General features: G+C 58.4%; 21 protein-coding genes. All 21 read left to right on the plus strand.

Translation table 11 applies throughout. The features are described from left to right. Positions 1-221 precede the first annotated feature (221 nt). The gene (rpsL, locus tag IGW04_RS13480) at positions 222-605 is read left to right on the plus strand and encodes a 30S ribosomal protein S12 (protein WP_194713602.1); all 384 of its coding nucleotides are present in this window, start codon (positions 222-224) and stop codon (positions 603-605) included. Positions 606-740: 135 nt separating this feature from the next. Continuing rightward, on the plus strand, positions 741-1,211 hold the full coding sequence (gene rpsG, locus IGW04_RS13485; RefSeq protein ID WP_194713603.1) for a 30S ribosomal protein S7: 471 nt from the start codon (positions 741-743) through the stop codon (positions 1,209-1,211). Between the two features lie 140 nt (positions 1,212-1,351). Further along, positions 1,352-3,457: an elongation factor G gene (gene fusA, locus IGW04_RS13490; protein WP_194713604.1), complete on the plus strand. Its 2,106-nt coding sequence runs from the start codon at positions 1,352-1,354 to the stop codon at positions 3,455-3,457. A gap of 78 nt (positions 3,458-3,535) precedes the next feature. Then, a complete protein-coding gene (tuf, locus tag IGW04_RS13495) occupies positions 3,536-4,726 on the plus strand; it encodes an elongation factor Tu (protein WP_194713605.1) in 1,191 nt (396 codons plus the stop codon). Between the two features lie 82 nt (positions 4,727-4,808). Further along, positions 4,809-5,138, plus strand: coding sequence for a 30S ribosomal protein S10 (gene rpsJ / locus IGW04_RS13500; protein ID WP_194713606.1), 330 nt, complete (start codon positions 4,809-4,811; stop codon positions 5,136-5,138). Between the two features lie 172 nt (positions 5,139-5,310). Then, a complete protein-coding gene (gene rplC / locus IGW04_RS13505) occupies positions 5,311-5,979 on the plus strand; it encodes a 50S ribosomal protein L3 (protein ID WP_194713607.1) in 669 nt (222 codons plus the stop codon). Positions 5,980-5,982: 3 nt separating this feature from the next. Beyond that, positions 5,983-6,603 (plus strand): 50S ribosomal protein L4, encoded by a 621-nt coding sequence (rplD, locus tag IGW04_RS13510; RefSeq protein WP_194713608.1) that lies wholly within the window; start codon positions 5,983-5,985, stop codon positions 6,601-6,603. Then, positions 6,600-6,914, plus strand: coding sequence for a 50S ribosomal protein L23 (gene rplW, locus IGW04_RS13515; RefSeq protein WP_194713609.1), 315 nt, complete (start codon positions 6,600-6,602; stop codon positions 6,912-6,914). The genes rplD and rplW overlap by 4 nt, the downstream gene beginning before the upstream one ends. After that, positions 6,914-7,741 (plus strand): 50S ribosomal protein L2, encoded by an 828-nt coding sequence (gene rplB / locus IGW04_RS13520; RefSeq protein ID WP_194713610.1) that lies wholly within the window; start codon positions 6,914-6,916, stop codon positions 7,739-7,741. The genes rplW and rplB overlap by 1 nt, the downstream gene beginning before the upstream one ends. 9 nt (positions 7,742-7,750) lie before the next feature. Beyond that, a complete protein-coding gene (rpsS, locus tag IGW04_RS13525) occupies positions 7,751-8,026 on the plus strand; it encodes a 30S ribosomal protein S19 (protein WP_050461705.1) in 276 nt (91 codons plus the stop codon). A gap of 7 nt (positions 8,027-8,033) precedes the next feature. Next, on the plus strand, positions 8,034-8,363 hold the full coding sequence (gene rplV, locus IGW04_RS13530) for a 50S ribosomal protein L22 (RefSeq protein WP_194713611.1): 330 nt from the start codon (positions 8,034-8,036) through the stop codon (positions 8,361-8,363). 9 nt (positions 8,364-8,372) lie between these two features. Next, positions 8,373-9,197: a 30S ribosomal protein S3 gene (gene rpsC, locus IGW04_RS13535; RefSeq protein WP_194713612.1), complete on the plus strand. Its 825-nt coding sequence runs from the start codon at positions 8,373-8,375 to the stop codon at positions 9,195-9,197. A gap of 2 nt (positions 9,198-9,199) precedes the next feature. Continuing rightward, a complete protein-coding gene (rplP, locus tag IGW04_RS13540; RefSeq protein WP_194713613.1) occupies positions 9,200-9,619 on the plus strand; it encodes a 50S ribosomal protein L16 in 420 nt (139 codons plus the stop codon). A 12-nt stretch (positions 9,620-9,631) separates the two neighbouring features. Next, the gene (gene rpmC / locus IGW04_RS13545) at positions 9,632-9,829 is read left to right on the plus strand and encodes a 50S ribosomal protein L29 (protein ID WP_194713614.1); all 198 of its coding nucleotides are present in this window, start codon (positions 9,632-9,634) and stop codon (positions 9,827-9,829) included. Continuing rightward, positions 9,826-10,098, plus strand: coding sequence for a 30S ribosomal protein S17 (gene rpsQ, locus IGW04_RS13550; protein ID WP_194713615.1), 273 nt, complete (start codon positions 9,826-9,828; stop codon positions 10,096-10,098). Before rpmC ends, rpsQ begins: the two co-directional genes overlap by 4 nt. A 227-nt stretch (positions 10,099-10,325) precedes the next feature. Beyond that, on the plus strand, positions 10,326-10,694 hold the full coding sequence (rplN, locus tag IGW04_RS13555; protein WP_194713616.1) for a 50S ribosomal protein L14: 369 nt from the start codon (positions 10,326-10,328) through the stop codon (positions 10,692-10,694). 9 nt (positions 10,695-10,703) lie between these two features. After that, on the plus strand, positions 10,704-11,018 hold the full coding sequence (gene rplX, locus IGW04_RS13560; RefSeq protein ID WP_194713617.1) for a 50S ribosomal protein L24: 315 nt from the start codon (positions 10,704-10,706) through the stop codon (positions 11,016-11,018). Positions 11,019-11,023: 5 nt separating this feature from the next. Further along, positions 11,024-11,563: a 50S ribosomal protein L5 gene (gene rplE / locus IGW04_RS13565; RefSeq protein WP_194713618.1), complete on the plus strand. Its 540-nt coding sequence runs from the start codon at positions 11,024-11,026 to the stop codon at positions 11,561-11,563. A gap of 7 nt (positions 11,564-11,570) precedes the next feature. Further along, entirely contained in the window at positions 11,571-11,876 is a 306-nt protein-coding gene (gene rpsN / locus IGW04_RS13570; protein WP_194713619.1) for a 30S ribosomal protein S14, read from the plus strand. A gap of 14 nt (positions 11,877-11,890) precedes the next feature. After that, positions 11,891-12,286, plus strand: coding sequence for a 30S ribosomal protein S8 (gene rpsH, locus IGW04_RS13575; RefSeq protein ID WP_194713620.1), 396 nt, complete (start codon positions 11,891-11,893; stop codon positions 12,284-12,286). A gap of 11 nt (positions 12,287-12,297) precedes the next feature. After that, positions 12,298-12,834 carry a 50S ribosomal protein L6 gene (gene rplF, locus IGW04_RS13580; protein WP_194713621.1) on the plus strand — a complete coding sequence of 179 codons (537 nt, stop codon included), beginning with the start codon at positions 12,298-12,300 and terminating at the stop codon, positions 12,832-12,834.

Raw genomic sequence — 12,834 nt, forward strand, 5'->3', positions numbered from 1 at the left:
TTGACAAGCATATACTCGCGAGTTCTCGAATTTAAGCTTTCCCGGCTTAAGCGCTCTTTGGTCCGCAACATCCCGCCCACGGCACGCTTTATGCCCTGCAGCTGAATCGAAAGCGTCATGAACGTCCTGTCCATGCGCAAGTTTCCCAAGTTTTCGTCCCCGAACCCGTCAGGTATTCGGGTTTGTGTCTTTAATGCAGTAATTTTGTTGGATTTGAAACGATGCCAACCATCAATCAACTGATTCGCCACCCGCGCGTTTCCGCCGCGGTGAAGAGCAAATCGCCGGCGCTGGAAAACAGCCCGCAAAAGCGCGGCGTCTGCACCCGCGTGTACACCACGACCCCGAAGAAGCCGAACTCGGCGCTGCGTAAGGTCGCCAAGGTGCGTCTGACCAACGGTTTCGAAGTCATTTCGTACATCGGCGGTGAAGGCCACAACCTGCAGGAACACAGCGTCGTGCTGCTGCGCGGCGGCCGTGTGAAGGACTTGCCGGGTGTGCGTTACCACATGGTGCGCGGTGCACTGGATACCCAGGGCGTCAAGGACCGTAAGCAGGCCCGCTCGAAGTACGGCGCCAAGCGCGCCAAGGCTGGCAAGAAGTAATCGAATTTCCGCCGCGAGCCGGTGGAACAGGTATCGGCCCCCAATGGGTCGAGTAAGTGGTCAGTCTGCATGGCTGGCCGCGGGCGGGCAGCAAAGATCGCGCTGCAGCTCAACTGAAGATCGAAAGGAATTGAAATGCCACGTCGTCGTGAAGTACCCAAACGGGAAATCCTGCCGGATCCGAAATTCGGCAATGTTGATGTCGCCAAGTTCGTCAACACCCTGATGCTGTCGGGCAAGAAGTCGGTTGCCGAAAACATCATCTACGGCGCTTTCGAATACATCCAGAGCAAGTCGGGCAAGGACCCGCTGGAAGTGTTCTCCGCCGCTCTGTCCAACTGCAAGCCGATGGTCGAAGTCAAGTCCCGTCGCGTTGGCGGTGCCAACTATCAGGTGCCGGTTGAAGTGCGTCCGGTCCGTCGCGCCGCGCTGTCCATGCGCTGGCTGCGCGAAGCTGCCAAGAAGCGCAGCGAAAAATCGATGCCGCAGCGTCTGGGTGGCGAACTGATGGAAGCCGCCGAAGGCCGTGGCGGCGCGATGAAGAAGCGCGATGAAGTCCATCGCATGGCTGAAGCGAACAAGGCGTTCTCGCACTTCCGCTTCTAAGAATAGGGAGAGCCCGCAGCCGCGCTGCGCGCAGCGGGTTTCCATCTCTGCAATCTGTACGAGGCCGGGCACATTTTTCAATGAGTTTTCACTGAATTAATGGCGCCCGGTTTTGTTCATTAAACGATTTAGGATCAATCATGGCTCGCAAGACCCCCATTGAGCGTTACCGCAACATCGGCATTTCCGCTCACATCGACGCAGGCAAGACGACCACCACCGAACGCGTGCTGTACTACACCGGCGTCAATCACAAGATTGGCGAAGTGCATGACGGCGCAGCGACCATGGACTGGATGGAGCAGGAGCAGGAACGCGGCATCACCATTACTTCCGCAGCAACCACCTGCTTCTGGAAGGGCATGGGCAACAACTTCCCAGAGCACCACATCAACATCATCGACACCCCGGGCCACGTTGACTTCACCATCGAAGTCGAGCGCTCGATGCGCGTGCTCGACGGCGCCTGCATGGTTTATTGCGCAGTCGGCGGTGTGCAGCCGCAGTCGGAAACCGTATGGCGCCAGGCCAACAAGTACAAGGTGCCCCGCCTGGCATTCGTCAACAAGATGGACCGTACCGGCGCGAACTTCTTCAAGGTCTACGACCAGATGCGCGCTCGCCTGAAGGCAAACCCGATCCCGCTGCAGATCCCCATCGGCGCGGAAGAGAACTTCCAGGGCGTGGTCGACCTCGTCAAGATGAAGGCCATCTACTGGGACGACGCTTCGCAGGGCATGAAGTTCGAATACCGCGACATCCCGACCGACCTGGTTGACCAGGCCAACGAGTGGCGCGAAAAGATGGTCGAAGCCGCTGCCGAAGCGACCGAAGAGTTGATGAACAAGTATCTCGAGGAAGGCGAACTGACCGAAGCCGAGATCAAGAGCGCGCTGCGCCAGCGCACCATCGCCGGCGAAATCGTGCCGATGATGTGCGGCACCGCGTTCAAGAACAAGGGCGTGCAGGCCATGCTCGACGGCGTGATCGAATACCTGCCGTCGCCAGTGGACATCCCGCCGGTTTCCGGCCTGGACGAAAACGACGAGCCGGTCACCCGCAAGGCGGAAGACGACGAGAAGTTCTCGGCGCTGGCATTCAAGATCATGACCGACCCGTTCGTCGGCCAGCTGATCTTCTTCCGCGTCTACTCGGGCACCATCAAGTCGGGCGACACCGTATTCAACCCGGTGAAGAACAAGAAGGAGCGCCTGGGTCGTATTCTGCAGATGCACGCCAACCAGCGTGAAGAGATCAAGGAAGTCCGCGCCGGCGACATCGCCGCCGCAGTCGGCCTGAAGGATGCAACCACCGGCGAAACCCTGTGCGATCCGGCATCCGTGATTACCCTGGAGCGCATGGTGTTCCCGGAGCCGGTGATTTCTCAGGCTGTCGAGCCGAAGACCAAGGCCGACCAGGAAAAAATGGGCCTGGCGCTGAACCGCCTGGCACAGGAAGATCCGTCGTTCCGCGTGCGCACCGACGAAGAGTCGGGCCAGACCATCATCGGTGGTATGGGCGAGCTGCACCTGGAGATCATCGTCGACCGTATGCGTCGTGAGTTCAACGTCGAAGCGACCGTCGGCAAGCCGCAGGTTGCCTACCGCGAAACCATCCGCAAGTCGGTTTCCGACGTGGAAGGCAAGTTCGTCAAGCAGTCCGGTGGTCGCGGCCAGTATGGCCACGCGGTCGTGACGGTCGAGCCGCAGGAGCAGGGCAAGGGCTTCGAATTCATCGACGCCATCAAGGGCGGCGTGATTCCCCGTGAATTCATCCCCGCAGTTGAAAAGGGTGTCCGCGAATCGCTGAACAACGGCGTGATGGCCGGCTACCCGGTGGTTGACGTGAAAGTCACGCTGACCTTCGGTTCCTACCATGACGTTGACTCGAACGAAAATGCATTCCGCATGGCCGGTTCGATGGCATTCAAGGAAGCTTGCCGCAAGGCCAGCCCGGTCATCCTCGAGCCGATGATGGCCGTGGAAGTGGAAACGCCGGAAGACTACGCCGGTACCGTGATGGGCGACCTGTCGTCCCGCCGCGGCATGGTGCAGGGCATGGATGAAATCGCCGGCGGTGGCGGCAAGATCATCAAGGCTGAAGTGCCTCTGTCGGAAATGTTTGGCTACTCGACCACGCTGCGTTCGGCAACCCAGGGTCGTGCAACCTACACGATGGAATTCAAGCACTACGCCGAAGCGCCGAAGAATGTCACCGAGGCAATCATCAGCGCCAAGAGCAAGTAATACCCGCTTTCCGGCCCCGATAGAACGGGGCCGGAATTTTGCAGTCACAGACATCGTTCTTTTTGAAGGAAGAATCAAATGGCAAAGAGTAAATTCGAGCGGACCAAACCGCACGTGAATGTGGGCACCATCGGCCACGTCGACCATGGCAAGACCACGCTGACCGCGGCAATCGCAACGGTTCTGTCGGCCAAGTTCGGCGGCGAAGCAAAGAAATACGACGAGATCGACGCAGCGCCGGAAGAGAAGGCACGCGGCATCACCATCAACACCGCTCACGTCGAATACGAAACCCAGAACCGCCACTACGCGCACGTTGACTGCCCGGGCCACGCCGACTATGTGAAGAACATGATCACCGGCGCCGCCCAGATGGACGGCGCGATCCTGGTGTGCTCCGCCGCCGACGGCCCGATGCCGCAGACCCGCGAGCACATCCTGCTGGCGCGTCAGGTTGGCGTTCCGTACATCATCGTCTACCTGAACAAGTGCGACATGGTCGACGACGAAGAGCTGCTGGAACTGGTGGAAATGGAAGTGCGCGAGCTGCTGTCGAAGTACGAGTTCCCTGGCGACGACCTGCCCATCATCAAGGGTTCGGCCAAGCTGGCGCTGGAAGGCGACAAGGGTCCGCTGGGCGAGCAGTCGATCATGGCGCTGGCCGATGCGCTGGACAGCTACATCCCGACGCCGGACCGTGCCGTTGACGGCGCGTTCCTGCTGCCGGTGGAAGACGTGTTCTCGATCTCGGGTCGCGGCACGGTGGTGACCGGTCGCGTCGAGCGCGGCATCGTCAAGGTTGGCGAAGAGATCGAAATCGTTGGCATTCGCGACACCCAGAAGACCACCTGCACGGGCGTGGAAATGTTCCGCAAGCTGCTGGATCAGGGTCAGGCCGGCGACAACGTTGGCGTGCTGCTGCGCGGCACCAAGCGTGAAGACGTCGAGCGTGGCCAGGTGTTGGCCAAGCCGGGTTCGATCAAGCCGCACAAGCACTTCACCGGCGAGATCTACGTTCTGTCGAAAGACGAGGGCGGCCGTCACACCCCGTTCTTCAACAACTACCGTCCGCAGTTCTACTTCCGTACCACGGACGTGACCGGTTCGATCGAGCTGCCGAAGGACAAGGAAATGGTCATGCCTGGCGACAACGTGTCGATCACCGTGATGCTGATCAACCCGATCGCAATGGAAGAAGGTCTGCGTTTTGCAATCCGCGAAGGTGGCCGTACCGTCGGCGCCGGCGTCGTTGCAAAAATCATGGACTAATTGCAGTACATAAAAGTCATTTGACTAAACATCACCGCGGACGCCGAGCCGTCCGCGGCTCGCTCTTTTAAGGATAATTCCCATGTCGACCCCAGTTACCAAGCTGAACCAGAAAATCCGCATCCGCCTGAAGGCATTCGACTATCGCCTGATCGACCAGTCCGCACTGGAAATCGTTGACACCGCCAAGCGTACCGGCGCCGTCGTCAAGGGCCCGGTTCCCCTGCCGACCCGCATCCAGCGCTACGACGTGCTGCGTTCCCCGCACGTCAACAAGACCTCGCGCGACCAGTTCGAGATCCGTACCCACGTTCGTCTGATGGACATCGTCGATCCGACCGACAAAACCGTTGACGCTCTGATGAAACTCGACCTGCCGGCTGGCGTCGACGTCGAAATCAAGCTGCAATAAGTCGTTTTTTTGTCTCGCGGGGCTTTGACTTCATCAACTTTCTGTTGTATGGAGCAAAGTCCCGCGCTATAATTGCCGGCTTAGTTTAAGGCCGGCGTCGTTTTTTGCGGCGTCGGTAGCCAAGTAGTACAAACATCAGCCCCACCCAATCGCAGGTGGGAATGGAGAAAAAATGAACCAAGATCAAGGCCAAGGCCTGGTTGGTCGCAAGGTTGGCATGATGCGCATCTTCACGGATGACGGGGATACCATTCCCGTTACCGTGCTGGACGTGTCCAACAACCGTGTGACTCAAATCAAAACGCCTGAAACAGACGGCTATACCGCTGTTCAGGTCGCATTCGGTCAGCGTCGCGCTTCGCGTGTGAACAAGGCAGCAGCCGGTCACTACGCAAAGGCAGGCGTCGAAGCTGGCACCATCCTGAAGGAATTCCGCGTCAGCGCAGAACGTATCGCCGAACTGAAGGTTGGCGACGTCGTTCCTGTCAGCCTGTTCGAAGTGGGCCAGAAAGTGGACGTGCAGGGCACCTCCATCGGTAAGGGCTACGCCGGTACCATCAAGCGCTACAACTTCTCGTCGGGCCGTGCAACCCACGGTAACTCCCGTTCGCACAATGTGCCGGGTTCGATCGGTATGGCGCAGGATCCGGGTCGTGTTTTCCCGGGTAAGCGCATGACCGGTCACATGGGTGACGTCACCGTGACGACCCAGAACCTCGAAATCGCACGTATCGACGCCGAGCGCCAGCTGTTGCTGGTCAAGGGTGCCGTTCCTGGCGCCAAGAACGGCCAGGTCGTGGTTTTCCCGGCTGTCAAAGTCAAAGCTAAGAAGGGAGCATAAACGATGGAACTCAAGCTCCTGAACGACCAGGGTCAGGCTGCATCGAACGTTGCTGCGCCGGACACCATTTTCGGTCGCGACTACAACGAAGCGCTGATTCATCAGATCGTGGTGGCTTATCAAGCCAACGCCCGCAGCGGCAACCGCAAGCAGAAGGATCGCGAAGAAGTCAAGCACACCACCAAGAAGCCGTGGCGTCAAAAGGGTACGGGCCGCGCCCGTGCCGGTATGTCGTCCTCGCCGCTGTGGCGCGGAGGCGGCCGGATTTTCCCGAATTCGCCGGAAGAAAACTTCACCCACAAGGTCAACAAGAAGATGTATCGCGCAGGTATCTGCTCGATCCTGTCCCAGCTGGCCCGTGAAGACCGTTTGTCCATTATTGAAGACCTGTCGGTCGATGCGCCCAAGACCAAGCTGCTGGCGCAGAAGCTGAAGGGCATGGGGCTGGACTCCGTGCTGGTGATCACTGACAACCTTGATGAAAACCTGCTGCTGGCATCGCGCAACCTGCCGCATGTGCTGGTTTGCGAGCCGCGCCACGCCGATCCGGTGTCGCTGGTTCATTACAAGAAGATCCTGATCACCAAGGCCGCACTGGCCAAGATTGAGGAGATGCTGGCATGAACAACGTTAAACACAGCGAAGAGCGCCTGCTGAAGGTACTGCTGGCCCCGGTTATTTCCGAGAAGGCCACCTTCGTCGCCGAGAAGAACGAGCAAGTCGTTTTTCTGGTCACGCCTGACGCCAACAAGCTCGAGATCAAAGCCGCCGTCGAGATGCTGTTCAAGGTCGAAGTGGAATCGGTTCAGGTTGCAAACCGCGCAGGCAAGCAAAAGCGCGCAGGCCGTTTCATGGGCCGCCGCAACCATACCCGCCGCGCCTTCGTCAGCCTCAAGCCCGGTCAGGAAATCAATTTCACCGAGGAGGCTAAATAATGGCTCTCGTTAAAATGAAACCAACCTCGCCGGCACGGCGCGGTATGGTCAAGGTGGTAACGCCCGACCTGTACAAGGGTCGTCCGTTTGCCGCCTTGGTCGAAAAGAAGTCCAAGACCGCTGGTCGCAACAACAACGGTCACATCACCACCCGTCATATCGGTGGTGGTCACAAGCAGCACTATCGCGTGGTTGATTTCCGTCGCAACAAGGACGGCATCCCGGCGAAGGTCGAGCGTATTGAATACGATCCGAACCGCAGTGCGCATATCGCACTGTTGTGCTACGCCGACGGCGAGCGCAAGTACATCATCGCTACCAAGGGCATGTCCGTTGGCGACACCGTGATGAACGGTTCCGAGGCGCCGATCAAGTCGGGCAACTGCCTGCCGCTGCGTAACATCCCGGTCGGCACCACGATGCATTGCGTCGAAATGCTGCCAGGCAAGGGTGCGCAGATGGCGCGTACCGCCGGCGCCGGCGTCGTGCTGATGGCGCGCGAAGGCACCTACGCTCAGGTTCGCCTGCGTTCCGGTGAAGTGCGCCGCGTGCACATCGAGTGCCGCGCAACGGTTGGCGAAGTCGGCAACGGCGAGCACAACCTGCGCAAGATCGGTAAGGCGGGTGCAATGCGCTGGCGCGGTGTCCGCCCGACGGTTCGTGGCGTGGTCATGAACCCGATCGATCACCCGCACGGTGGTGGTGAAGGCCGTACTGCAGCTGGTCGTCATCCGGTATCGCCATGGGGTCAACAGACCAAGGGCAAGAAGACGCGTCGCAACAAGCGCACGACTTCGATGATCGTCTCTCGCCGCGGCAAGAAATAAGGATAAACCATGACACGTTCATTGAAAAAAGGGCCGTTTTGCGACGCCCACCTGGTGAAAAAAGTCGAGACTGCCCAGGCGACCAAGGACAAGAAGCCCATCAAGACCTGGTCCCGTCGTTCGACCATCATGCCGGACTTCATCGGTCTGACCATTGCGGTTCACAACGGCAAGCAGCACGTGCCGGTGTACGTTTCCGAGAACATGGTCGGTCACAAGCTCGGCGAATTCGCACTGACCCGTACGTTCAAGGGCCATGCGGCTGACAAGAAGGCTAAGAAATAGGTCCGATATGGAAACTAAAGCTATCCTCCGTGGCGTGCGCCTGTCGGCCCAAAAAGGCCGCCTCGTCGCCGATCTGATCCGCGGCAAAAAAGTTGATCAGGCTCTCAATATCCTGCAGTTCAGCCCAAAGAAGGGCGCTGTGATCATCAAGAAGGTTCTGGAGTCCGCCATTGCGAACGCCGAGCACAATGATGGCGCGGATATCGACGAGCTGAAAGTTACGACCATCTACGTCGAGAAAGCGTCTGTACTGAAGCGCTTCACCGCACGTGCAAAAGGCCGTGGCGATCGTATCTCTAAACAATCCTGTCACATTTTCGTGACTGTCGGTAACTAAGGAGTCGCGATGGGACAGAAGATACATCCAACCGGTTTCCGTCTTGCAGTGAGCCGCAACTGGGGCTCGCGCTGGTACGCCGGCAACAGCAACTTCGCCAGCATGCTCGGCGAAGACCTGAAAGTGCGCGCTTACCTGAAGAAGAAGCTGAAGAACGCATCCGTCGGCCGCATCGTCATCGAGCGTCCTGCCAAGAACGCCCGCATCACGATTTTCAGCTCGCGTCCTGGCGTTGTCATCGGCAAGAAGGGTGAAGACATCGAAGTGCTGAAGTCGGCGCTGACCAAGATGATGGGCGTGCCCGTGCACGTCAACATCGAGGAAATCCGCAAGCCGGAAACCGACGCGCAGCTGATCGCCGATTCGATCGCCCAGCAGCTCGAGAAGCGCATCATGTTCCGCCGCGCAATGAAGCGCGCGATGCAGAACGCAATGCGTCTGGGCGCCCAGGGCATCAAGATCATGTCGTCCGGTCGTCTGAACGGCATCGAGATCGCCCGTACCGAGTGGTATCGCGAAGGTCGTGTGCCCCTGCACACCCTGCGCGCTGACATCGACTACGGCTTCGGCGAAGCGGAAACCACCTACGGCATCATCGGTATCAAGGTGTGGGTCTACAAGGGCGATCGCCTGGCAAGCGGCGAAGCTCCGACCATCGAGACGCCGGCCGATGAAGACAAGAAGCGCCGCGGTCCGCGTCGCGATGATGGCAAGCCAGGCTCCGGACGTCCTCCGGCACGCGGCCGCCGTCCTGAAGGTCAGGCAGCAGCGCCTGCTGCTCCTGGCGCTCCGGGCGCAGCCAAGCGTGTACGCGCTACCAAGGCAGGAGAATAAACATGCTGCAACCAGCACGCAGAAAATATCGTAAAGAGCAGAAAGGCCGCAACAAGGGCATTTCTCACGAGCGCGGCACCGCCGTGTCGTTCGGTGAATTCGGCCTGAAGGCCGTCGGTCGCGGCCGCATCACCGCACGCCAGATCGAAGCAGCGCGTCGTGCCATGACCCGTCACATCAAGCGTGGCGGCCGGATCTGGATCCGTGTTTTCCCAGACAAGCCGATTTCCAACAAGCCGGCTGAAGTTCGTATGGGTAACGGTAAAGGTAACCCGGAATACTACGTCGCCGAAATCCAGCCGGGCAAAGTCCTGTATGAGATGGACGGTGTGGATGAATCCCTGGCGCGCGAGGCATTCCGCCTGGCCGCAGCCAAACTGCCGCTGATGACGACTTTCGTTGTCCGCCAGGTTGGCCAATAATCGGAGTGACATATGAAAGCATCTGAACTCCTCGGAAAAGACACGGCAGCCCTGAACAAGGAACTGACCGACCTGCTGAAGGCACAGTTCAGCCTGCGCATGCAGATCGCAACGCAGCAGCTGAACAATACTTCGCAGCTGAAGAAAGTGCGTCGCGACATTGCACGTGTCAAGACGGTACTGAACCAGCAGAAAGGCGCCACCAAATGAACGACCAAGTTAAACAAACTCCCAAGCGGACGCTGATCGGCGAAGTCGTCTCTGACAAGATGGACAAAAGCGTCACGGTGCTGATCAAGCGCCAAATGAAGCACCCGCTGTACGGCAAGATCATCGAGCGTTCGAAGAAATATCACGCGCACGACGAATCGAACCAGGTCAAGGCAGGTGATGTCGTTGAAATCCAGGAAGGTCGTCCGATTTCCAAGACCAAGTCCTGGACTGTCACCCGCGTGGTACAAGCAGCACAAATCGTGTAATTGGGTATTGCAGATTCAGCGACAAGCTGACATAATGCTTGGCTTCCCCGGGTAATGATTTTCTACCCGGGGAAATCGCTTTTCTGCAGTAGCATTGAACAGCAAGTAGTTTTGGAAATCGTCCACCTAATCGGCGCCCTTTTGCTTAAAGAGTGCTGACGGGACCAAGACTGACCGTGAAGTTCGCATTGTGCGGATGAACGGGTAAAGTTGGGAAAGAAAATATCATGATTCAAACTGAAAGCCGGCTCGAAGTAGCCGACAATACCGGCGCGCGCGAAGTTTTGTGCATCAAGGTCCTGGGTGGTTCCAAGCGCCGCTATGCAAGCATCGGCGACATCATCAAGGTCACCGTCAAGGAAGCCACGCCCCGTGGTCGCGTCAAAAAGGGTGAGATCTACAACGCAGTCGTCGTTCGTACCGCCAAAGGCGTGCGTCGTCAGGACGGCTCGTTGGTGAAGTTCGATGGCAACGCCGCGGTGTTGCTGAATGCAAAGCTGGAGCCGATTGGTACGCGTATTTTTGGACCGGTTACACGTGAGCTGCGCACTGAGCGCTTCATGAAAATCGTCTCCCTCGCACCAGAAGTTCTGTAAGGAGTCGACATGAGCAACATTCGAAAAGGCGACGAAGTCATCGTCCTGACCGGTAAAGACAAAGGCAAGCGCGGCACCGTCGCGCAGCGCGTCAGCGCAGATTACGTTATTGTGGAAGGCGTAAACGTTGCCAAGAAGGCGACCAAGCCGAACCCGATGGCGGGTACCACTGGCGGCATCGTCGACAAGCTGATGCCAATTCACGTGTCCAACGTCGCGTTGTTCAACGCAGCGTCGGGCAAGGCAGATCGCGCGGGCTCCAAGGTTGTGGATGGCAAGAAAGTCCGCACCTTCAAGTCCAATGGCGAAGTCGTTAAGGCATAAAGATCATGGCACGTTTCCAGCAGCAGTATAAAGAAAGAGTCGTTGGCGAGCTGACCGAGAAGTTCGGTTACAAGTCGCCGATGGAAGTGCCGCGTTTGCTGAAGATCACCCTGAACATGGGTCTGTCCGAAGCCGTGGCTGACAAGAAGATCATCGAGCACGCCGTCGGCGACCTGACCAAGATCGCTGGTCAGAAGCCAGTGGTAACCAAGGCTCGCAAGGCAATCGCAGGTTTCAAGATCCGCGAAGGCTACCCGATCGGTTGCATGGTGACCCTGCGCGGCGCCCGCATGTATGAATTCCTGGACCGCTTCATCACCGTCGCGCTGCCGCGCGTGCGTGACTTCCGTGGCGTGTCCGGTCGTGCATTCGACGGTCGTGGCAACTACAACATCGGTGTGAAAGAGCAGATCATCTTCCCCGAGATCGAGTACGACAAGATTGACGCACTGCGTGGCATGAACATCAGCATCACCACGACTGCGAAGACCGACGACGAAGCAAAAGCGCTTCTCGCCGCATTTAAATTCCCGTTCAGAAACTGAGGTTGCCATGGCAAAACTCTCACTGATTAACCGTGAAAAGAAGCGTGCCGACCTGGTGGCGAAATATGCCGGCAAGCGCGCTGAACTGAAGGCAATCATTGACGACCAATCGAAGTCGGAAGAAGAGCGCTACGAAGCGCGCCTGAAATTGCAGGCGCTGCCACGTAACTCGGCTCCGACCCGCCAACGTAATCGTTGCGCACTCACCGGTCGTCCACGTGGCACCTTCCGTAAGTTCGGGCTCGCCCGCACGAAGCTCCGCGAAATCGCCATGCGTGGCGAAATCCCGGGCATGACCAAAGCCAGCTGGTAATAGGAGAACAAGCAATGAGTATGAGCGATCCTATCGCCGATATGCTGACCCGTATTCGCAATGCGCAAGGCGTGAAGAAGACCACGGTCGTAATGCCGTCGTCCAAAGTCAAGGTTGCTATTGCCAACGTCCTGAAGGACGAGGGTTACATTGAGGATTTTGCTGTCGCAGAAGCAGACGGCAAAGCAGAACTGAAAATCGGTTTGAAATATTACGCCGGCGCCCCGGTTATCGAGCGCCTGCAGCGGGTATCCCGCCCTGGCCTGCGTATCTACAAGGGCAAGGATGATATCCCTAGCGTCATGAACGGCCTCGGTGTTGCCATCGTGTCGACCCCCAAGGGCGTCATGACGGACCGCAAAGCGCGCGCAACCGGTGTCGGTGGCGAAATCATTTGCTACGTGGCCTAAGGAGAAGAAACATGTCTCGTGTAGGTAAAATGCCGATAGCACTGCCGCAGGGCGCGGAAGCGACCATCGCCGCAGATCAGATCACCGTCAAGGGCCCGCTGGGCACGCTGACCCAGGAGCTCAAGGGCAACCTGGTTCGCATCACCAACGACAATGGCACGCTGAATTTCGAAGCAGCCAACGAAAGCCGCGAAGCCAACGCGATGTCCGGCACGCTGCGCGCGCTGGTCAACAACATGGTTGTTGGCGTCACCAAGGGTTTCGAGCGCAAGCTGAACCTGGTTGGCGTGGGCTACCGTGCCCAAGTTCAGGGCAACAGCCTGAACCTGTCGCTGGGTTTCTCGCATCCGGTCGTGCACCAGATGCCGGAAGGCGTGACTGCAACCGCTGCGACACCGACCGAAATCGTGATCAAGGGCGCTGACAAGCAGCGCGTTGGTCAGGTCGCTGCCGAAGTGCGCGCATACCGTCCTCCCGAGCCTTACAAAGGCAAGGGCGTTCGCTACGCAGATGAGCGCGTAGTGATTAAAGAAACCAAGAAGAAGTAA

The organism is Noviherbaspirillum soli (assembly GCF_015352955.1).
Taxonomy (GTDB): domain Bacteria; phylum Pseudomonadota; class Gammaproteobacteria; order Burkholderiales; family Burkholderiaceae_D; genus Noviherbaspirillum_A; species Noviherbaspirillum_A soli.